Source organism: Butyricimonas sp. BSD2780061689_150309_C8, from assembly GCF_015560935.1.
Lineage (GTDB): Bacteria > Bacteroidota > Bacteroidia > Bacteroidales > Marinifilaceae > Butyricimonas > Butyricimonas paravirosa.
Window position 1 is genome coordinate 625,075 of the sequence record NZ_JADMSV010000001.1, and the last position, 22,478, is coordinate 647,552.

The 22,478-nt window shown below is 40.0% G+C and carries 18 protein-coding genes; 6 read left to right on the forward strand and 12 right to left on the reverse strand.

Annotated elements, in window-relative coordinates; all coding sequences use genetic code 11:
- Window positions 1-18 precede the first annotated feature (18 nt).
- The 4 genes from I2I33_RS02370 to I2I33_RS02385 are packed head-to-tail and all read left to right on the forward strand — an operon-like array spanning window position 19 to window position 4,406.
- Window positions 19-774: a DUF4843 domain-containing protein gene (locus I2I33_RS02370; protein WP_087419335.1), complete on the forward strand. Its 756-nt coding sequence runs from the start codon at window positions 19-21 to the stop codon at window positions 772-774.
- Between the two features lie 14 nt (window positions 775-788).
- Entirely contained in the window at window positions 789-2,288 is a 1,500-nt protein-coding gene (locus tag I2I33_RS02375; RefSeq protein ID WP_087419336.1) for a hypothetical protein, read from the forward strand.
- Window positions 2,289-2,304: 16 nt separating this feature from the next.
- Window positions 2,305-2,862 (forward strand): TlpA family protein disulfide reductase, encoded by a 558-nt coding sequence (locus I2I33_RS02380; RefSeq protein ID WP_229128156.1) that lies wholly within the window; start codon window positions 2,305-2,307, stop codon window positions 2,860-2,862.
- A 35-nt stretch (window positions 2,863-2,897) separates the two neighbouring features.
- Complete coding sequence (locus tag I2I33_RS02385) at window positions 2,898-4,406, forward strand: hypothetical protein (RefSeq protein ID WP_140402529.1); 1,509 nt, start codon at window positions 2,898-2,900, stop codon at window positions 4,404-4,406.
- A gap of 133 nt (window positions 4,407-4,539) precedes the next feature.
- On the opposite strand, the gene I2I33_RS02390 is transcribed toward I2I33_RS02385, so the two are convergent.
- From I2I33_RS02390 to I2I33_RS02400, 3 genes are all read right to left on the reverse strand, one after another.
- Complete coding sequence (locus tag I2I33_RS02390; RefSeq protein ID WP_087419338.1) at window positions 4,540-5,157, reverse strand: trimeric intracellular cation channel family protein; 618 nt, start codon at window positions 5,155-5,157, stop codon at window positions 4,540-4,542.
- Between the two features lie 103 nt (window positions 5,158-5,260).
- The gene (locus tag I2I33_RS02395) at window positions 5,261-6,097 is read right to left on the reverse strand and encodes an ATP-binding protein (RefSeq protein WP_087419339.1); all 837 of its coding nucleotides are present in this window, start codon (window positions 6,095-6,097) and stop codon (window positions 5,261-5,263) included.
- 469 nt (window positions 6,098-6,566) lie between these two features.
- Window positions 6,567-7,730, reverse strand: a complete 1,164-nt coding sequence (locus I2I33_RS02400) for a MalY/PatB family protein (RefSeq protein WP_087419340.1) — start codon at window positions 7,728-7,730, stop codon at window positions 6,567-6,569.
- Window positions 7,731-7,884: 154 nt separating this feature from the next.
- On the opposite strand from I2I33_RS02400, the gene I2I33_RS02405 reads away from it, so the two are divergent.
- Window positions 7,885-8,688 carry a UDP-2,3-diacylglucosamine diphosphatase gene (locus I2I33_RS02405; RefSeq protein WP_087419341.1) on the forward strand — a complete coding sequence of 268 codons (804 nt, stop codon included), beginning with the start codon at window positions 7,885-7,887 and terminating at the stop codon, window positions 8,686-8,688.
- Complete coding sequence (locus I2I33_RS02410) at window positions 8,685-9,767, forward strand: glycosyltransferase family protein (RefSeq protein WP_087419342.1); 1,083 nt, start codon at window positions 8,685-8,687, stop codon at window positions 9,765-9,767. The genes I2I33_RS02405 and I2I33_RS02410 overlap by 4 nt, the downstream gene beginning before the upstream one ends.
- A 104-nt stretch (window positions 9,768-9,871) precedes the next feature.
- Here I2I33_RS02410 and I2I33_RS02415 read toward each other — a convergent pair whose 3' ends face one another.
- The 9 genes from I2I33_RS02415 to I2I33_RS02455 all read right to left on the reverse strand — a co-directional run bounded on the left by I2I33_RS02415 (window position 9,872) and on the right by I2I33_RS02455 (window position 22,388).
- Complete coding sequence (locus I2I33_RS02415) at window positions 9,872-10,528, reverse strand: hypothetical protein (RefSeq protein ID WP_087419343.1); 657 nt, start codon at window positions 10,526-10,528, stop codon at window positions 9,872-9,874.
- Entirely contained in the window at window positions 10,525-10,770 is a 246-nt protein-coding gene (locus I2I33_RS02420) for a hypothetical protein (protein ID WP_087419344.1), read from the reverse strand. The genes I2I33_RS02415 and I2I33_RS02420 overlap by 4 nt, the downstream gene beginning before the upstream one ends.
- 217 nt (window positions 10,771-10,987) lie before the next feature.
- Complete coding sequence (locus tag I2I33_RS02425) at window positions 10,988-12,070, reverse strand: TlpA disulfide reductase family protein (RefSeq protein ID WP_087419345.1); 1,083 nt, start codon at window positions 12,068-12,070, stop codon at window positions 10,988-10,990.
- A 118-nt stretch (window positions 12,071-12,188) separates the two neighbouring features.
- Window positions 12,189-13,685 carry a DUF4998 domain-containing protein gene (locus I2I33_RS02430; RefSeq protein WP_087419346.1) on the reverse strand — a complete coding sequence of 499 codons (1,497 nt, stop codon included), beginning with the start codon at window positions 13,683-13,685 and terminating at the stop codon, window positions 12,189-12,191.
- A gap of 3 nt (window positions 13,686-13,688) precedes the next feature.
- Entirely contained in the window at window positions 13,689-15,032 is a 1,344-nt protein-coding gene (locus I2I33_RS02435) for a DUF4959 domain-containing protein (protein ID WP_087419347.1), read from the reverse strand.
- Window positions 15,033-15,061: 29 nt separating this feature from the next.
- On the reverse strand, window positions 15,062-17,020 hold the full coding sequence (locus tag I2I33_RS02440) for a RagB/SusD family nutrient uptake outer membrane protein (protein ID WP_087419348.1): 1,959 nt from the start codon (window positions 17,018-17,020) through the stop codon (window positions 15,062-15,064).
- An 18-nt stretch (window positions 17,021-17,038) separates the two neighbouring features.
- The gene (locus I2I33_RS02445) at window positions 17,039-20,485 is read right to left on the reverse strand and encodes a TonB-dependent receptor (protein WP_087419774.1); all 3,447 of its coding nucleotides are present in this window, start codon (window positions 20,483-20,485) and stop codon (window positions 17,039-17,041) included.
- Between the two features lie 115 nt (window positions 20,486-20,600).
- Window positions 20,601-21,761 (reverse strand): FecR family protein, encoded by a 1,161-nt coding sequence (locus tag I2I33_RS02450; protein WP_087419349.1) that lies wholly within the window; start codon window positions 21,759-21,761, stop codon window positions 20,601-20,603.
- Between the two features lie 57 nt (window positions 21,762-21,818).
- The gene (locus I2I33_RS02455; RefSeq protein WP_087419350.1) at window positions 21,819-22,388 is read right to left on the reverse strand and encodes an RNA polymerase sigma-70 factor; all 570 of its coding nucleotides are present in this window, start codon (window positions 22,386-22,388) and stop codon (window positions 21,819-21,821) included.
- Window positions 22,389-22,478 lie beyond the last annotated feature (90 nt).

Sequence of the window (22,478 nt, forward strand, 5' to 3'; positions counted from 1 at the left end):
TAAATAAAATTTGGAGTTATGAATAAGATGAAATTATATGTGTTTTGGGGGACTTTAATATGGATGGTGGGGATAAATGCTTCCTGCGACAGGGATTATTTGGCTTATGAGCAAGAAAAAGACCGGATTTATTTTATGCCGGGTAGTGACATTGGAACGACGACAACCATTTTTGAAGATTGGGAGAATAGTGATACTAAGCAAGTGGCAGCGAATTTTTATGTTATGGGGTTTCCTTCACCCGAATTACGGAAAATTAATTTGGAAATTGTGGATACGCTAACTGATGCAGTCGAAGGACAGGATTACATTTTAGAAAAGGAACTTGTTATGCCCGTTAATGAAGTATCAGCTTATATTCCGGTAATTACTTGGAAACGGAGAAAAGAGGGGGACACTAGACCTGATCATTTACAAGTGGGGCTCCGGCTGGTAGAAAATAATCATTATCTCCCGACCATGAGTGATACCCGAATATTTTTGTATAATAAGACGGTTCCACAGAAACCATGGTATTGGAAAGAGGTCGTGCTAGGACCTTGGTCTCCCGGTTTGATGTATAAGATTATTGAGCAATATCGAAGTTTGAAAACGACAAATGTTGACGTGTATAATTCTATACATCGATTTATGGGGGATAATTTTCAAGCAAGTTATTGGCCTTCTGCGGTGGAGTACTTGGTTATTAAATATGTTGTTACTCCGGTTTATTATTATTACGAGGAACATCCGGAACCCGGAGTGGTTGTAATTCCTAAACCGATATATGAATAATAAAGATATTGATTATGAAAGAAAGAATGAGGTATATCATAATTGGATTGATGGCTTGGTTATTACTTTATGGATGCATAAAGGATGAGTCATCTGGTTTCCGTACAGAAGGTTCTCCCATTACGATTACAACGGAGGATTCGGTTTATTATCAGGATTTTGGAACGAGTGTTTTGATTGACCCCGAGGTAACACAATCGCAACCAGATCTTCCTTTAGCGTACGAATGGAAGTTTATAGCAACGGATGGTGGTGCTTTAAGTGATTCACTAAGGTTGATAGGAACGGATAAGGTGCTGGATTATAAATTTCCCCGTTCCGGGATTTTTCGGGTTCGATTACGAGTGGAAAATCAATATGGTAGTAGTTTCAAATTTTTCCAAGTACACGTGCAGGCTCCTTTTGAACAGGGGATTCTAGTACTGAGTAACGATCAGTCGGATGTGGGAAGATTTTCTTTTTTGCGATTGAAAGAAGAGAATGAAGTGTTGTCTAAAAAAGAATCTGACTTTAATCTGAACGCTTTTAAACAATCTAATCCGGGAGTAACTTTACACGGGTTACGGGACGCTATCATTTCATATATTTCACAAGTCAGTCAGTCGGAAACTGGTACCGGGCTTGTTGTTTCTTCAGAGACGGATCAAGTTCTTTATTGTCTGAATGCGCAGAATTTCTTGATAGAAAATCAAGTAGATGTTCGGGCTTATTGCCCGGAGATGTATCCTACAACTCTTTTCGGGAGTGATCATTCCGGTATATCAGAAGTACTTTTTGCCAGTAATGACGCTGTCGGCAATCCCGAAGATATTGGTGTTTTCGAGGTTAGGGGTTTTATTGCCCGACCGCGGCCTGCAGCTTATAATAAGTTTGATAAAGCAATCTTAGGTATTATGGTTATTGAAGGATGGTCGATACTTAATTACGTGGCTTGCCTCATTGATAATACTCATTCGGAAGTGCATTCCATGGAGAACGGGAGTGTCGGGAAATGGAATTCCGGAGATCGTTTTGCCGGAGAATATATTGTAAATGCTTCTTTTTTGGGAACGAGTGGGTGTATGGTGTTTATAACTCAAGATAAAAATGATCCGTCAAAGATCAGGATACATAAAACGATAGATGATCAGCTTGAATTTGAGTCTGGGATTTATGAATATACTTTGGCAAAGGAGATGACCTTGACACATGAGTGTCAAATGTGTTCAAATGATAAATATAAGCATATTTACTATTACAAAGACAATAAGCTGTATCGTTGGGTATATATGGCCAATGAACCGAAACTGCCGGAGGAACCTGATTTTGAGTTCGTGGATGAAAATGATGAGATTACCTGTATTGCGTGTAGTCCGAATGAGGAACATATTTATGTATGTGTTTATAACCCGAATGCAACCACGGAGTTAAAAGGAAGATTGTTGATACTGAATGCTGATACGTTAGAGGTTGAGAAAGAGTATAAAGGAATCTCTGATAAGGCATTGAAGGTGATGTGGAAAGTATCTGTTTAATTCAAAATGTCAAAAAATGAAAGGGATATTACATAAGGGCATTGGATGTGCGATTTTGTTATTGTGTGTTGTGGCAATGGTTAGGGCTGGCGAAAGCCAGTCCTTTCATGGTCAATATGTTGAAAAAGTTGATGGTCAACCGAAACGATTGGAGAGCGGGCAACCTTCTTTTAATTTTCGTTACCTTGACGTGAACGGAAAGTGGGTTTCGTTAAAAGACTTAAAGGGGAAGTACGTGTATATAGATGTTTGGGCTACTTGGTGTGGCCCTTGTAAAGCGGAAATTCCTTATCTGAAGGCATTGGAAAAAGAGATGAAACGGAAAAAAATAGTGTTTGTAAGTATTTCTATTGATGAAAACAAAAAAGAGTGGAAAACATTTGTGGAGATGGAAAAATTAGGTGGAATCCAACTTTACGCGGGGAAAGTGAAAGATCTCGTAAGTTTTTATGAAATTGACGCTATTCCTCGATTTATTTTATTGGATAAAAAGGGGAACATCGTGAATGCTTTCATGACTCGTCCTTCGGACAAAAAAACGAAAGAAACACTTATGACCTTGAAAGGAATATAGGCTTAAGAATAGGGTAAATATTAAGATTTGACAAGATGAGAGAAGCAATATTAAAAATAGGTTTGACTTTACTAATCTTGATGGGAGTGGTATGGCATCTATGGGCGAAGACAAGTGAGACTGATTACGTGGTGTTGGTGGGAAAGTCGGTTTATGCGGATGTATCTTGGGATAAAGTGGTAAATCGATTGACAGAAATTCATCAGGCAAAGGTTGTGAATTATGATAAATTACCTTCGGAAGCCTTACCTCTTTTGAAAGAATTATCTCCCCGTTATGTTGCCGTGATAGAAAAACCGGAATATATTAATCGAGATTTTATAATCAATTTAAACCGGATGAGTCGCGAGATTGATGATGATTTCTACGGGGATTTTTTGTGGGGAATTATCACCGGATATGATGCGGATGCGGCGTTACGATTAGTTGAAAGAGCCCAGAATCCTAAAGAAATTAAAAGTGCATGGTGTATTGGGGTGAATGATTTTAAAGATGGGAAGTATTTTGAACAAATGGGCTTAAGTACAGAGGAGAATGAATGGAGAGAAAAGAATACCGAATTTAATCAAGATATGGCAGGGCGGTATAAGGAACTGGCAAATAAAGTAGTGAGTTGGGGAGAACAACATAATCCGGATTTAATCATTTATCAAGTGGAAGAATTTAAGAATCAATTCAATTTGGTATCACTGGATGATTACCGAGAGGGTAAAATTGTTCCTCGACAAGGGAAATTATGGTGGGGGGATCGGAAATTAAAGTTGGGAAATAACTCTAGAGTTTGTTTTACCCCCATGTCCGGCGCTAATACTTTCGGGACAAAGGAGAGTGTTCCTGTTGTTTGGTTGAGTGATCTTGATGTAACCGCTTTGATCGGTAGTATGGAAATATCATTTCATGGAAGGGGAGAGTGGGGGACATTAAAGTATTGGATGACAGATGCAGGACGTTTTACGTTGGCAGAAGCTCATTTTCTGAATCAACAGGACATGTTGTGTAAACTGAATCGATGGAGTCCAAAACTGTTGCAAGAATGCTATAAATTTAACAAAGATACCTCTAAATTAGTACTGAATTATTATAGATCTTATAACGAATATGAGAGTAAAATTGAAGAATTGACAGGTAGCAAACAGGAAATGTTGGATAAATTTTCTTATCTGTACGAGCGTGATATTATGGTGTATTATGGTGATCCGGCGTGGAATGTACGGGTAAAAGATTTATCGGATGATCAGCCGTATATAATAACTAGCAAAGTAAGAGGGAAAAAGTGTATCGTGACGATTAAGACGACCGCTTCTTTTTCATGGGAACGATTAGGAGGGGAAATTCGGGCGGAATATTCTTTTGGTGATAGACATTGTGCTGTTGGATATTTGCCGATTTGTTATTTTTTTCCGCAACGTCTTCATAAGCCGCAAGTTGCCCGTAAGCAAAAACAACAATTGGACATTGTGGTAAACAAAGATTTCTTGTTTGTCTATGATGCATATTGGGAACCTAATAAAACGTACCAGATAATTCTTGATTTGGGAAAGTGAAAAGGGAATGAATTTGTTATGAAGAGAAAAAGACTGTCTTGGGACAGTCTTTTTTATAACGTGGATTTATTTATAATCCGTATATTATTGTACAGAAATAATCCATGATACAATATTCCTTTCCATGAATTCACTACTCCCCGTTCCCTTTCAATACCGGAAGACTGATGTGGTATTTCACGGCAACGACCCGGGTTAAAATGACACTTCCGGCTGTGATGATCTGGGTGGTGATGTGTCCCACGGCAAAGAAGTCACAGGCGAAGTAAATTAATCCGCCTAGAATACAGGCAATAGCGTATATGTCCTTACGGAAGATAAGGGGAACTTCGTTGATAAATATATCCCGGATGACTCCCCCGACAGCTCCGGTTGTCATACCCATGATAATGGCAACCCACATTGGGAATCCTGCAACCAAACTCTTCTCGATGCCTACCACGGTAAATAATCCCAATCCAATGGCGTCAAAGATGAAAAACGTGTTATTCAATCGGATGACATATTTCCCGAATATAATCACGAATAACAAGGCCAGTCCTGTAACAATCAGATAGGAGGGTTGGTGCATCCAAAAAGGAGTTAACCCCAGCATCAAATCTCGTGTCGTTCCGCCCCCGATGGCTGTTGCAGCTCCAACCACGTATGCCCCGAACCAGTCGAATCGCTTGGCTGATGCCAAACGTATTCCACTGATAGCGAATGCGAATGTACCGATGTAATCAATGATTGTAGTAAAATCAATATTCATATTCCTGTTATTTTTTGAGCCTGCAAAGCTAATAATAAAGGAATATCATTCGCCACGTATTTTGATGTTTTACAGCATGATAATAGGGTTTATAAACCTATTTTTATACCCACTCTTCGCTTTTCACTTCCCCTTCCACGGAAAGTACGATCTTTTTGATCGGGATGTTACGGGAGGCCATTTCTCTCGCTTTTAAAGCCATTTGCAGGAGGCCACCGCAACAAGGTACTTCCATGATGAGAACCGTGAGCGTGTCGATCTGGGCATCGTCAATCATGCTACGAAGTTTGTCCACGTAAGAATCGGTATTATGATCCAGTTTCGGGCAGGCAATAGCCAAAATCTTACCTTTCAGGAAACGTTCGTGAAAATTCCCGGAGGCAAAGGCTGAACAGTCGGAGGCCAGTAACACGTTTGCCCTTTGGAAATACCCGGCTTGCGGGTTTAATAGGTGTAACTGTACGGGCCATTGCCGGAGTTCGGAGCTACCGGAACATGGAGTTATAGCGGGTTTCATGACGGGTTTTAATTCTCTTGCCATGGAACCGGGACATCCACATCCCAATTTCGGTGTGGGATGTAATTCTTGCAGGTTTATGGGAATGTTATGGCGTTTCAAATAGTCCAGCCCTTGTTTTACCAACTCTTTTTCACCGTGTTCTTTCAAGTGACGTAAATGAGCTAGGATTACGTGTTCTCCTTTGGGTGCAATGCGCTCCATAACAGCTTCTTCACTATATGGTTCTGCTTCCCGTTCTTCTAGCTCGATAGCGCCGACGGGACATTCTCCGATACAAGCACCCAGCCCGTCGCAGTACAAATCACTTATCATGACGGCTTTCCCGTCTATTAATTGTAAAGCCCCTTCGTGGCAACCTTTCACGCATAGCCCGCAGCCGTTACATTTTTCCTCGTCTATTTTTATAATTGTCCGTTTCATAGTCAGTCGTTTTTGATTCTAGGACAAAGATACACGTGAAAACAGGGGAATTTTGTAATGAATATTACAGATGGGGCTCAAAAAACAAGAATAATTGTTTATGAATTTTAAATTGTAAAAAATAGAGAGAATGTATAAGTTCTAATTAATATCGTTTTTTTCTTTTTAGTATGATATACACTCTCTTTGGACATCATTCGTAGAGCTTCTGGGAGGTATTCGTGGAGGAATGAGAATAGAGTTTGTTCAATATCGGAACAAATTCGAATCAAAGACACTCACTGAACGTCTTTGAAACGTCTTTGATTCGAAAGTGAAACGTCTTTGATCCCTAAGTTCATCGAATCTTCTTCGAATTTCCTGCGGGTATTTATGGTATTCTCCAGTATCTCCTTGTACACGAAACTAGGAACTTTTTCCTTTCATACGAGGAGACACTGGGGAAGTGTTAACCTTCAATTTTGGAAATTTACTTGAATGCTTTTTTCAAGCGTTCCAATCCTTCTTTTACCGTTTCGAGCGGGCAACCGATGTTCATGCGGAAAAAGCCTTCTCCCTCGGGTCCGAAATCCGTACCACTATTTAAGCCGAGTTTCGCCTCGTGGAGTAGTTTTTCCTGAATTTGCTCGTGGGATAGCCCTGTCGCCCGGAAATCAAGCCAGAGTAAAAAAGAGCCTTCCGGGAGTATCATTTTTACCGAGGGTAACTCTTCCCGGAGAAATTGGTCGGCAAACAGGATGTTCTTTTCGAGGTAACGAACCATTTCGTCCAACCAGGCGTCCCCGTGCTTGTAGGCAGCCTCTAGAGTGACGTGTCCGAAGATATTACCCAAATCCAAGTGCAGACATAAAAGTTCTTTCTCGAAGGGGCGACGTAATTCCGGGTTCGAGATCACGACAACGGAATTCATCATCCCGGCGATATTGAATGTTTTACTCGGAGCCATCATGGTCACGGTGATCGCGGCAATCTCCGGTGACAGGGAGGCCATTACCACGTGCTTGTGTCCGAAGAGGGCAAGGTCGGAATGGATTTCGTCAGAGAGGATTGTAACCCCGTATTGCAGGCATAACGCTCCGATTTGAGTAAGCTCTTCCTTGGTCCATACTCTTCCCACTGGGTTGTGAGAATTGCTCATTATCAGTAATTTTACTCCGTTTTTCAGTTTCTTTTCAACATCTTCCCAGTCAAGCTGGTAATGTCCGTTTTCTACTTTCAAGGTACTGCATACGAGTTCCCGGTTGTTATCTTTCACCACGGCATAGAATGGAGGATAGACAGGAGTAAAAATCATGACCTTATCATGTTCTTCCGTGTAAACTCGAACCCCTAATGCCAGGGCCGTGACGATACCGGGACTACTTAACAGCCAGCGGGAGTCCACTTGCCAGCCGTGGCGACGTGCCACCCAATCGGCGAATGCCTGTTTGGCTTTATCACTTCGGAACGTGTATCCGAAAATTCCTTTTTCACAACATTCACGAGCGGCATCGAGAATTTCGGGGGCTACCTGAAAATCCATATCCGCTACCCACATGGGTAGAATATCCGTGCTACCAAACACGTTTGCAAGATTGTCGTACTTCACGCAACTCGTGTTCCGACGGTCTATTATCTGATCAAAATTGTACATACTTTTTTTATTTAATCGAGTAGCAAGTTATAAAACTCTTTTAAATATTTATGCGGGAATGGACGGGAAATGTCGAAACATTTATTTCATATTTTGGTAATCGTTTCTTAACAATACAATTCTTCCTTTGTATAAGTAATTTAGGAATGAATATATGCCTAAGAAACAGCAACATTACAAAACAATCGTTCTTTCGGACATTCACCTCGGTTCTAAATGGTCGAAGACGAAAGAGGTTACCCGTTTTTTAAAACAACACTCTTGCGATACCCTTATCTTATGTGGTGATATTATCGACGGGTGGTCGCTTATGCGAGGGAAAAACAGTAAATGGCGGCGGCGCCACACGAATTTTATCAAGGTGTTACTGGACATCTCTCATGAGACGAAGATTATTTACGTGCGGGGAAATCATGATGATTTCTTGGATCGAGTGATCCCCTTGACCTTCTCGAATATTTCAGTGGTGAAGGATTACATCTACACGAGTGGGGATAAACGTTATTACGTGCTGCATGGGGACGTGTTTGATAAAGTGACTTCCTCTATGAGTTGGTTGGCGAAAGTCGGGGATGTGGGATATTCTTTCTTGTTGTGGGCGAACAAGATTTACAATCGCCGTCGATTGAAGAAAGGTTTGCCCTATTATTCGATTGCCCGGGAAATCAAGTTGAAAGTGAAAGCTTCGGTTTCATATATCAGCGATTTCGAAAAACACATCGTGGATATTGCCGGGAAGAAAGGTTGTCAAGGGGTGATTTGCGGGCATATCCACTATCCGGAGAAGAAGATGATCGGGAACGTGCTTTACTTGAATTCGGGAGACTGGATGGAATCTCTCTCTGCCTTGACCGAGGATTACGATGGAAACTGGAACGTGTATATCGAAGAAAAGGCTTTGACGGAGGTACGAGATTCGGAATCTGAAACTGTATTACACACGGGATTAGCGGTATGAAGTATTTATTTATCGTTCAAGGAGAGGGAAGAGGCCATCTGACGCAGGCCATTTCGCTCTCGCAAATGTTACGTCGTCATGGTCATGAGGTCGTGGAAGTGCTGGTTGGGAAAAGTAGTAACCGGGAGATTCCCGCTTTCTTTTTGGAGAAAATTGGGGCAAAGGTAAAGACTTTTGCCAGCCCGAGTTTTTGTTACGGGAAAGATCACAAGAAGGTGAAACTGACAAAAAGTATATTACTTAATATCACGGTGAAAAAATTGCGGGAATATAGGAAGAGCGTGAATTTGATTCACCGTCACATTCAAAAAACGGAGCCGGATGTGGTAATTAACTTTTACGAGATTTTGGCCGGGCTGATGAACCTGCGTTTCCGGGAACATGTTCCTTTTGTCTGTATCGCTCACCAGTTTCTGATGAAACATCCCGACTTCCAGTACGGGACCGGGACCGGAAGAGAAGAAATGTTATTGCGTCTGAATAACACGTTGTGTAGCATCGGGGCGACGAAGACATTGGCTCTTTCGTTCTACCCTTTGAAAGATTTTTACCGGGAGAGAATGGCTGTCGTACCGCCACTTTTACGGGAAGAGGTGTTACAAACTACTCCGGAGGATAAGGGATATATTTTAGGGTATATGCTGAATCCCGGGTATGCCGATGAGGTAAAAGAGTGGCATAAATCCCATCCCGATCAGGAGGCTCACTTCTTTTGGGACAAGAAAACTGCTCCTCCGGTTTTTCGGGTAAACGATCGTTTAACTTTCCACCGGATTAATGATGTCAAGTTTTTGGAGTATATGCAAGGCTGTTCGGGATATGTCACGACCGCCGGGTTTGAATCCGTCTGTGAGGCAATGTATTTGGGAAAACCGGTGATGATGATTCCTACCCACGTGGAGCAGGAAATCAATGCCGCCGATGCAGTTGGAGCCGGGGCGGGAATCGAGAGTACGACTTTCGATGTTTCCCGCCTCGTGGAATATATTCCGAGCCATAATACAGATTCTGGGGCTTTTCGAGATTGGGTACAATCTGCTGAAGAGTTGTTTATCCGGCATTTGACGACGCTGGTGTGAAAAGTTACAAGGGAGAAATTATTCTCTTGCTTTCTGTTTGTCCTTTTCTGTAGATTTTTTCTTTGTTGTTCTTTTAAAAAATTACTTTTTTAATGTGTCCCAAGTTATTTTCTTGATTCTCTTTTTTCTCTCATTTTTCTTCGGTTTTGTTCATCGATGTAAAATTCTTTACTTAATTCTTTCATTTCTTTCTCCCGTTTAAATAGTTCCTTTTGGGTGCCGAAGAATGAAACATTCTTCATAGCATATATATAGTCTTCATTGAAACTTTCAGGATCGGCTAATTTTATTTTCTTTTTAATCTCTTGCTCTATCATGTAGAACGTGTCAGGAGGAATAGTTTGCCAAGCAGGATGATCCCAGATTGAAAAACTAATTTCTACAATGTCGCCCTGTCTGTTTGCAAGCATATGAATAAATATAGTCAATTTTGCATCAACTAATTCTTCCATTTCTTGTTTCAAATGTCGATATATAATTTCTGCGGTAGTCATTGGATATTCGAGTAACCTTCGTCCATTTTTTCGTTGGAATTTTTTGTTGTCAAATAAATCATGTTTGTTGTTTATATTTTGTAATCGAACTGGCTTCATAATGGGGTGCCCTTCAATTTTTTCCATTATGACGAATAATGAATCTTGAGAGACGTGATAACTTGTTTTTTTCCCGTGTGTAGTTTCGCCATATTTGTAATAGGGTTGTTGGCCCAAGAGTTTTCCTACAGAGAGGAAAAATAGTAATAATAAAAGTAAAGCTTTCATTGTAATATATCTTTTAATGTTTTGAATCCACGCAATGTCCATTCTTCTGTTCTTCCGCCGTATTTAGGCATTTTCTTTAATAGTTCAACTGCTTCTAAATAAAGTCGTTCAAGATTTTTTGTATCTTTAGGATTCTTTAAGTTTAAATTTGAGTCGAGCATCTCTAACATACTGTATATAACATCAAAAAAAGGTTGTGTTTCTGAATCACCAACAAAACTTCCAAGACTTAATTGTGCCATAAAAGCGTCAATTTCATGATTTATTGGAGACGTGTCCGTGGAATGTTGAAATATATGGACAAATTCATGCATTAGAATACCAGCCCAAGTTAAACTAATATTGTTAATATCATTTTCAAGTAATAGAGCGCAGTTGCGGCTTACATATATTGTCGTTCCATCTGTCTCGAAATCGTAGTTTTGAAGGTCGACATCAACACTAATATAGAATATTCATTTACTTGCCTTTCAGTTGTTCTGCGATTTTCTCTCGTAAGGCATCATCTCGGAGATTCTTGGCGACAATTACATTATTTTCGTCTAGCAAGAGAGAATGAGGGAGGTTTTTCACGAAAAACAGGCGAGCGATTTCAGACTGTTGGCCTTTCAAGTCCGAGCCGTTTTCCCATATCATTCCATCCTCTCCTACGGCTTTAAGCCATTCCATCCTATTGTTGTCTAGAGAAATACTAATAATTTCCAGACCTTTTGTATGATATTTCTGATAGATTTTTAACAGGCTTATATTTTCTTGGCGGCAAGGAATACTCCATGATGCCCAGAAATGAATTAATTTTACTTTTCCTTTAGTATTTCTGAGAACAATAGAGTTTCCATCGGTTTTTTTTATTGTAAAATCGGGGGCAACATTTCCTTCCGTGAGTTTTTCCTGTTGAGCAATAAGATTTGCTATTGCTTGTCCGGGGATTGTTGATTTAGCATTCTCTCCTAGCAAAGAATACCTACCTTTCAGTGTTTCTAATTCCATTTGTTGCATACTGGAAAATATCACATAGGCAGCGACATAAGTATCGGCATATTCTTGTAATAGTTTTTTTTCTTTTGCTTGTGCATTTTCCAAAAACTGATTGAATTGATTGATTAATGTTTGTACTTTCGAGTTATTCCCTTTTTGTTCTGTAAGTTGAAGTTCTGTTTGTGTTTGCTGTTGTATGATCTCTGTATTGATTTTACAGAACCGATTATAGATTTCTTGTTGAAAACCTCCTTGTATTATTACTCCTGAGGTCCCTGCAAATATGGTGAAATTTGCATTTTCAAGGATGAGAGGAATGATTCCTTGTTGATCGGTTGTTGTGATGTAAGCCCCGATCGGTTTGTCGGTCGTACCGGTGAATTCGAAAGCCTCGTTTATTATTGGAGTTATTCCTAGTGTATCTACCATCCCTCGTTCTTCACTTATTAATAAAAGGGTTCCGTCGGCCATCCCCTCGATTTTTCCGCTTATTTTGTAATTTTCTTGAGCTATGGTGGTAATAGAAGTCCCTATTACCAATACAATTAGTAATAAAAGTTTCATCTTTTCTGTGTTTTATGGGATTTCTTTGATTTGTAAATGTACATGGAAAAGGAATATCCGGGCTAAACCGGATAATCCTTTTCTAATGAAAATAGTGCGTGTTTTTTACTTGATAAAGTTAAAATACCCCGATTTCTGCTAGGGATACCGAGAAATTTTGTCCATAAACTTGGTCATTAACAATGAATTTGAAGTATCGGACATCGGGCGAATTGGGGAAATAGAGAATAGTTGTTTCTCCATTCGTTGCCCCGATCGTGTTTTCTTCCACGTATGTAGCATCCTCCCAAGAGATCTTGTTTGTTGAGACTTTAACTTTTATCATGCCAGGCATTAGGCTCGCACTTTGAGAATCTGCTTTGTCAAAAGCTTTTTGCACAATTTTAATGCCGTGTATGGTTTGAACTTGTTTCATGTCTACCGTGATTTCGTAAGTACGAGCTAAAGTTGAAATTAATTCTGGTTGCCACCAGTTATTGAGTTGTCCATCAAATAGATTTTCAAGATTTGAGTTGTAGGGATATTTATCCTCTTCCGAACAAGTATATTCCCAAGTGCTGGCATCCAAACACGTTAATGCTGGTTGCGTGGGATTACTTTTTTTCGTTACATAAGCAGGTAAATTTTCATCCGGAATATAATGCTTGTTATAACGATCGACAGCTAGTCCACAGACCGTGTTGGCTACATCCAGAACAAAAAGACTACGTTCCAGATCATATAATTCGGATTGAGGAACTTGGTCTGCCATGTCTGTTCGCAAGTAACGATTTTTTCCTAGAACTAATTTTTCTAGATTAGGAAGATTCAAGATGTCTTCAAAAGAAGAGAGCGAATAATCATATTCAAGTTCTCTTAAAGATTCAATGAACTCTTCCGAGATCTCACTTTGTCCGTATTTTGCTTTAAGCCAATGCTTGAAATCACTGGTGTATAATTTATCCCGGGAAAGTTGATACGGGTCAAAAACAATTAGGTCATCACATCCTTCGACTTGACCTTCCCGATTTAGAATTACCGGCTTGTCGGGGTCAATTTCTTCTGGTAACAAGTAATACTTTTTTTGCATTAATTCGGATGTTAATTCCAGGGTTTTGACATTCCCGTCTGCAGTATAATAATTCAATTGGGCGGAAGAAATGTTCTCTTGCCAAGTTGAAAAGAAAAGCACTAAACGTTTCTTTACAAAGTAATGTTTGGAAATCAATCGAGTAAAGGATATTATTGTTTCATGCGTGGGTGTATAAGGACGTCCAAAAATTGGGTTGGCTAAAGACTCATTGCCATTTTTGTCAATAGCACATACTGTAACCTCGTAATTTCCATCTTCTAAATCGGGAATACTATACTCTGTTGTATTTGGGGCTAGAAGAATAGAATCTTTCATATCATTTACTTGCCAGCGGACTTTAATTTTATCGATAACGGGATCCACATTATTTACCCATTTCACGATTAATCTTTTCCATCCCGGAGCTACCGATACTTTGGTACATTTCCCTAGATAACGAATGGCTCCATCACCTGCATAATCACTATATGTATCTTCCAAACTCTCGCAACCAGCGACAAGGACGAGAGATATAAGTATCCATAAATATTTTTTTATTGCCATAACTTAGTCTTTTTTGGTATAAACCTCGAATTCATGAAATGTTACATATTGGCTTGCGTTAATATCTCCAGCCCAGCCGGAAAATAGTCCGAAGGTATCGTTTATCACAACCTTAATGAAACGATAGGAACTTCCGGTTGCGGCAAATGGGATTGAAATGTATTGGGGTTTGGCCGCTTTGATTTCTTCCAAGCTATTGAGTTCGTCTACTGTGTTCAACAAAGGACACTTGGAACACCAGCGGAGATTGTTAACAAGTTCCCTGTATTGTTCAAAATGGCCAAGTTCTTTCCACGAGTTTTCGTCATCTTTATTATTAGATGCGTAAATGGTGACATTGCAAGGAAGCTTGTTGAAAATTCTTCCTGCCCACACGTAACCGTATTTCCCCGGATTAGGGTCCCATGCTGAAGGTGCTGATGGGAAACTTTTCTTCGTGTATAGCATGCTGTATAGTCGAACTTCCGATATTAGTTTGTCCTCTTGAAGGTCAAGAATAAATAGTGGCTTACCGAAACAATCTGGTCCGGCTAGATAAGTTCCATAGGTATTCTTGTCTGTCCCGAAAGATGTTTCCCCTTTCGTGTCCCCATCGAATAAATATGATTTACTCAATTTTGCCTCTGCGTCTTCTATGGCTAGTCCTTCTGGATCTAAAAAGTCAAATTTTGAAGGAGATAATAAAGCTGTATTGTAGGCTTCGATATTTTCCCAAACTTGCTGTTTTACCATGTAACCTCGAAAATCTTCCGTACGAATTACAACCGTGTTCGTGGCGGCGGATTGTTCAAGGGGGAATGCTAAGGTGTCTGCTCCGGCCGTGATTTGAAAACTATTTATCAATAATGTGTCCGGTTCTTGTGTTTTTGGATCTTTACCGATATAAAATACGTGAGCCATACCGTTTGCATTTTGGGGGACATCGTATGTGAGCATGAATCCGTTCCAACTTGGTTTTACTTCCAGTTGTTCAAAAAAGGCAACAGGGCCAGAATCTTTCGTGTCAAAAGCGATCTCCAACGGGGCCGATTCCACGTTATTTCGATTGCAAAGAGTGATCGACGCCAGAACTCCTTGCCGGGCTTCGTTGAATCCGACTAAAAATAAAGAATCACAAGCATAACTACCCGTTCGTAGTATTTCTTTACCGAACGCATCTTGATAACGGACTCTGATGGATAGAATGTCCGGATCTGCTGGTAATCGATAACGCATAATAGCCCCCCCGGCCGTGGGTTGAAAAGAAATATTTTCTTGTGGTATGGTAATGTCAAAACCGACTTCTTTGTCTTCTTGACAGCCATAAAATATGCTTAATGTCAATAGTATATAAATAAGTTTTTTCATAATTCTATATTTATGTATTAGACTATTTGTTACCAACCTGGATTTTGAACACAACCGGCAACCATAACTTCCTCGCTACGAATGGGGAAAAGATAATCTCTAGGAGCGACGAATTCCCGTTTTGACCATACAACGACAGGTCCATCAAAGTTATTATAGAATTGATGTGCTGTTTCTCCTAAAATATTCCATCCATAAAGATCTGTATTTAATTCATCAGCAGCGGTTAACCAACGGCGTAAATTCCAGAAACGACGCCCTTCAAATGCAAATTCAATGTTCCATTCTTGACGAATGATCTCTCGCATTCCTGTTTTCGTTTTTACCTTGTCTGGGGTTTTTGAGTAATTAGTCCATGCGGATTCTACGTCTGGAATTCCTGCGCGTTCTCGTACTGCATTTAGAGGATTATAGACGTGTTCGGCATCAGGTGTTTCTAAATATTCATTCCAAGCTTCTGCTTTCATCAGGTATAGTTCTGCTAAACGGAAAATAATAGCACCTTCTTCACGATTATCGATAGCTGAAGAATAATCACGTGTTGAGACATTAGAGTAGCTTCCCTTTTTCAACCAGTAACCACTTAAGTTTTGCGGATAGGAGTTATTGATGATGGGGGTGTGCGTACCGAATTGTTCTCCCCGATAAGCTTTCACGATAAGATTCTGCGCTGCATCTTTTCCTCTTTGCCAGTAACAGCGGTCGGCGGCGATACTTGCATAGAAACGAGGTTCTCTGCGAAGATGTAGTCCCAGTACATCAGAGTTTAACGGAATGACATCTCGATATAGAGGACTACTTTCTTTTCCCATTTGGTAGCGGGAAGAATAATCCCATTCTTTGTCAGCATCAATTGGTAATCCATGTTCCGTGTAATACATTTCGACCATTTTTATGCTTGGAGAGATACAACCTTTCATTGATGCATTATAATTAGCATAATCAGTACTTTTGAAATAGGGTAACGTCCAAGAATACCAGAAGTGTAAGCTCTGACCTTGTGGGCGAATCATGTATATAGCCTCGTTGTTGGCATAACCTGGCGCTACCACTGAGTTTTCAATATCCATCATGGTATTGAGCAATTCTGTACTTTTAGACATATTTCCCGTGACAAGTTGTCTTCCTCCATCTAAACAAAGTTGTATCGCCTCGTCTGTCGCTTCTGCTGCACGTTTCCACTTTTCATGATCATATGTTGTGTTAAACAGTTGTTCTCCCTTTTTATTTTTGAAATTGGTATATGCAGGATTCCCGTTAAAAAGGGGTGATGCGGCATATAGCAGAACTTGTGCTTTTAATGTTGCTGCGGATTCTAAACTATGATATGTCCAACGAGATTGATCTTTTTGCATGAAAGGAGGTAATACTTTCATCGCTTCATCCAATAGCCTGACAATCGTGTTTACACAAGTGTCAATAGGAGAACGTGGTTGTTGCATAATCTCAATATCTGAATTTACTTCAATATTTTCAGGAACTAAAATGATTGGTCCATACCGGCGCATGAGTTCGAAATACAGTTGTGCTTTTAAGGCTTTTAATTCGGCTACCCATAAAGCTTTTTCGTTGTCAGGCATATTGTAAACTCCACCGATCTTTTCGAAAAAGATATTACAATAACGAATGGCAGCATAAAATAAGTCTTTTTTCCAAATATTGGCATATGGTTCTTGAACCATTTGTAGACCGTCGCCGATAAATAAACCGTACCATTGCCATCTATGTTGAGTTGTGAGAAGTTGTCGCGTATATTCTCCGGCAACGACTTCGTCTGTCCCGGTAAAAGCGGGATTTACGATGACGGAAGAAACCGGATCGGTCATGAGAACATAACAGCTTTTTAACCATAGTTCGGCTTGTTCTCGTTTTTCAAAAATGGTCTCGATTGTCTCAATATCATTCTCGGGTACTATATCCAGATAGTTACTACAACTAGAAAAGAATATTGATGTGACAATCGTGCTATATATAATTAAATGCTTCATAATAGTAATTTATTAGAATTAGAAACTGAAATTTAAACCGATAGCATATGTCTTTTGTATGGGATAATTAAAACCGTCTTCACCTAATTCTACATCCCATACTTTAAAGTTGGTGATTAAGAATGGATTATTTGCCCGGACGAAGAGTTTGACATTCTGCAATTTCCATTTATCCATCAATTTTCGAGGCATATTGTAAGCTAATTCCAACGAGGTACAACGTAAAAAACTACATTCTCGCATAAAGTAGGTACTTTTACGAATTTCTGCATTATTTTCATTATACCAATCTTCTTGTGGATTGTGTTGTGTTAAGTTGTAAGTTGATAATCGTGGCCAGAACGGTTTGTTTGACATATTGTCTTCTGACCAATGGTCGTTGTAAATAGCCTTTAGCATGGCGTGGTCATTATCAAATGGAGATATTTTTTTAGGATCCATAAAGAATCCTCGTTTCCCGGAACCTTGGAATGCAAAACTGAATTCGAAACTCTTGTAGTTGATAAAGCCTTGGAAACCATAAATTAATCGAGGAGTTTCTGGGAATCCGATGTAAGTCGCATCTTCCACGTCAATCACTCCATCACCATTCAGGTCGCGATAACGGATATCTCCGGGCATTACATCCCCACCTTGAACCGGAGAGTTGTCTATTTCTGCCTGGTCGCGGAACAAACCTTCTGCAATATATCCTACTTGTTGAGAGATTTCATGACCAACCTTACGTTGCCATACTGGTTTATCCGTTGCCTCTTCAATTTCCAAATATTTTGATTCGGAATAAGTGGCCGTGGCGTTTAAGATGACCCACAAGTCATTTGTGAAAGCGTGTTGGATTTTGCCAGAAAAGTCTAACCCGCGCGTTCGTGCTTTACCAATGTTATCTAAGGGGGCAAGCTCTACACCCATGGAAGAGGGGATTGTGGTACGATTGGCCAAAATGTTATGGCGTACTTCTTGAAAAGCATCTAAAGTAAATTCAACAACACCTTTGAATAACTTAGCCTCTAGTCCCAAATTTACTTGTTCTGCAATCTCCCATTTTATATTTTCATTAGCATAGGAAGAAACTCGGAAACGATTAATATTTTGTCCATAGGGCATTGGATCTTTATATTGAAGGCTATTAGGTTTTTCGATGAGTGGCAGAAAAACAAAACGAGGGGTTGAAATGATTCCGTCGTTTCCAACCTTCCCATATGAAGCTCTGAATTTTAAAAAGGGTAGCCACTCTGAAGTGGATTGCATGAATGGTTCGCTGGATATAACCCAGGCAATTCCTCCGGCTGGAAAAAAGCCCATTCGGTTCTTGTCCGCGAAACGTTCGGAGCCATTGTACCCGAAACTACCTTCTATGAAGTACCGATCTTTGAATCCATAACTTCCGCGCATGGAGAATGTCATGTTGCGTCGGGGCATACCGTCTAGGACGGATTGGATGGGAGTGTAGGTTCGTTCTTGCATTTGAAAGACTCCTGTTAATGAAGTCTGGTGATCTCCCCATGCTGCGGTATGTAATGCCCGCCCTTCGTAAGTCACTTGCGTGTTGGTTGTAGAACTGTTAGATGCGACTTCTAGTGTTCTACGGGCAGATACCGGGTTTATAGCATGTAGGGTATGCTTACCTGTTTCGAAGTTGTAGTTTTCAAGAGAATATAAAAAAGGTGCAGTTTTAAAACCAGTTGTGTAGTATCCGGATTGAACAATGGATACGCTGGCTCTAATCTCAAGACCTTTGATTAGAGAGGAAAGATTATGGATGTATTCTGCTTTGTTTGTGGTAGAATACCGGGTGCGTTTCATGTATCCTTTTTGAATCTCCATGTATGGATTTGTCGTGTATTCATCTACTGCTCCAAAACGAAGATGGGGCCAGTTGTATGTATCATCTCCCGGATAGGTAGGTGCAAAATCGACAGGGGAAGCATTAAAGGCTAATTGGTACGCTTGGGTTACATCATACAACGGTCCATTATATTTATCTAAAGTGGTGGACGAGTTGATTAATAATTTGATACCCGCCTTTAAATCAATGTTCAGGTTTGCCCGGAAAGAGGTTTGATTGTTTATGATGTTACAATCATAATCATTTAATTTATCTGTTTTTAGCATACCTTGATCTCGGTTGTAATTTACAGAAGCGTAATATTGTACAACCTTTGAACCACCCCTAATACTGATCCCGGCATGGTGGTTTACGTTAAAACGTTTAAATAAAACATCGTACCAGTCGTTTTGAGGGTATAGCCAAGAAGGATATTTTCCCGAGAGGGTTCTGTTGATTGTTTCCTCGCTGTATTTGGGTGTTGAAGCTTGTGAGCGTCCCATTAATGCTTGGTTGTACATTCGCATATAAGTGATGGGATCTACCACGTCAATTTCTTTGGTGGGCATGGAGAATATGGATTCATAACGTAAAGATGCATACACGCTGCCTTCTTCCCCCTTTTTCGTGGTAATCATGATTACTCCATTTGCCCCGCGAGCCCCGTACATCGCTGTTGCCGAGGCGTCTTTTAATACCGAAAAAGTCTCGATGTCTTCGGGTGCAATTCTGGCTAGTTCCAATTTTGACGATTCTACCCCGTCGATCAAGATTAATGGGTCAATATTTGCTCCTGTCTGGAAAGACGTGATCCCGCGAATATAGAACTTCGTATTCATCTCTTCTTCGGTCAACGCTCCCGGAATTCCTCCCGTTTGCCAACCGATAATACCGGGGACACGTCCCGCTAGGCTTGTTGTTAAGTCACTGTTAGAGGATTTTAAATCCATGGGGCGTACCGTGGAGATTGCAGATACTACACTTTCTTTCTTCTGTGTACCAAAGGCAACAACGGCAACTTCTTCAATGTTTTCGGCTGTTGGATTTAATGTTACATTCACGGTCTTTTTTCCTTTGATAGCAACGATTTCCGGTTTGTAACCGATGAAAGAAACTCGTAAAACATCGTCAGGTCTAACAGGAATCGTGTACCGTCCATTGGCATCTGTGGCAACTCCTTGGGTTGTCCCGTGGATAATTACTGTGGCTCCGGGAATAGGATTTCCTTTCTCATCTGTAACTTTACCACTAAGTCTGATTAATTCTACGATCTTTTTCTCTCGAATGGAGATCAAGCTTTGTGAAATGGCGTATTCTAATCCCAGCTTGGGAAGAATCTCGTCTAAAAGTTGTTTTACCTCCTTGTTTTTAGCCTCTACTGAAATTTTTCCTTTGGATTTGGCCAACTCACTGTTGTAGAAAAAGTCATAGTCGGTTTGCTTTTTTAATTCCTCGATGACTTCGTTTAACGTGACATCTTTCAAATCTAAAGTAACCTTTGTTTTCTTTTGGGCCTGTGCATTTGTCGGGAGGGCAAAGCACACACCTAGCAACAAGATTACTAGAAAATTTTTAAAGATTAACATCTTCTGCCATGAATTCCAGCATCTTGGCAATGCATAGTCTCGCTTTTTTTTCATAAATTTGTAAATTAATTTATTAAACATCTATACTTCCGATTCTTGCAAGGACTCCGGAAAGTATTGAGAATAGGAACAGGTTGAGGATTGATCAAGTCTTCAACCTGTTATATTTTTATTTTCTTTGTATTATAATCTTGTCTTCAGCAATGATGAAATTGACGTCACGAGTGTATTCCAGCATCTCGAATAATGGACGGAGATCCTCGTAACGTTTCAATCGTCCACTGAATTTTATCTCTTTGACTTTTGGGTCTGCGAACTCGATATTAAGATTGTACCATCGGGTAAAAATTTGCATTAATTCCTCCAAGGACATATCCTCAAATTCATAGTAACCCTCCTTCCAAGAGATGAATTGTTGTACATTTACCGGAAAATAGTCCGATTCTTGTGTAGTTTTATTGTAAGCAACTTGCGTACCGGGAGCCATGATGATATTTTTATTTCCACAATGGGCCTCCACCCGCCCTTCTACCAAGGTCGTTTTTACCCACGCCCCTTCAGCATAAGCGTTTACATTGAAAGAAGTTCCCAATACCCGAATTGCAACATCCGATGCATGAACGATAAATGGGTGGAGGGAATCAGATTTAACCTCGAAATAGGCCTCTCCGGTTAAAAATACTTCTCTCTTATCCCCGATAAATTGATCCGGATAGCGCAATGTGCTACCTGCGTTGAGATATATCTTCGATCCGTCCGAAAGTACTAGATTGTATTCTGCCCCGTAGGGTATGTTTATAGTGTAATACTCGGTCTCTCTCGTTTTAATGGTATTGGATTCAACAATTAGAGTTTGTTGGTCCGTGCGCATTTCCCTGTTACTGTCAGAGACAATAACCGCTTTTTTCTCTTGGCTAAGTAATCGCTTTCTGCCATCAGGTAAAATCAATTCTGCCGCGGGTCTTTTAAGTGCTAAACCGGAGATATACGTTTGATTGATCGTTTGTGTTCTCGTGACGGTGTTCTCCGGACGGAGAAGGAAGAAAAAACCGATAAATAGGATAATTCCTGCTGCACAGGATGACCAAAAGATCAATTGACGTTTTCTTTTGCTTTGTTGGACTTGGTGTTGAACTTTGTTAAATACGACTTGATGTGATTGATGCCGGGCTAATATCTGTTTTTGTTTCTCTAATTTCACTATCAGTTTTCCTACTTTCTTGTTATGGACGGAAGAATTCTTCCATACCTCGAATTCCTGTCTTTCCTCCTCGGTCAATGGAGCTTTATTTAGGTAGGCAGCTAGGATGTCATCAATGTCTTTTTTCATATCTCTCCCTTTGTTTTTTTATATATTGCTAAAAGGAAGAAAAAGGGTGATAAGAAATTAATCTTTTTTTGTTAAAAAAAGTAAAAGCGTGAAAAACAATTCTTCTTGTAAGTTTTCCCGTAAAAATTTGAGTGCTGTCTTCATTTGAGTCTTCACGGTATTAATGCTTGTGCCTAGTTCATCGGCCACTTCTTGGTAGGTTTTGTCATTCAGACAGGCCATGAGGAAGACTTTCCGGCATTTTTCGGGGAGCTTGTCTATTGTTTGGTATAATAATTCGATCTCTTTGGAGGACTCGTCAAGCGTGTCATAATGAGAGATTTCACTTTCTTGGGAGAATGAAACTTGTATATTGTATCTTTTCTTGTATTCCCGGAGAAAAAGGAAAGCTTGATTTTTAACCATTTTGAAAATGAATCGGTCCAGATCGCCCGAGAATGAATGAAGGCGCTTGCTATTCCACAGGTTGACGAAACAATCCTGTACAATGTCTTCGGCTGTTTCCAAATCATCCAATATATGATAACAATATAATAATAGATTATCATAGTACCGGTCAAAAAGAAGTCGGAATGCACCGCTTTCGTCTTTTTTGAGTAAATCTAATATGGATTCTGACGGATTCATGCACACTTTTTTGTACTTACAAATATAATGAACTCCAAGACGGATGCAAATTTTAAAAGAAATTATTGTTTGAAATGTTTGTTTCCGTGA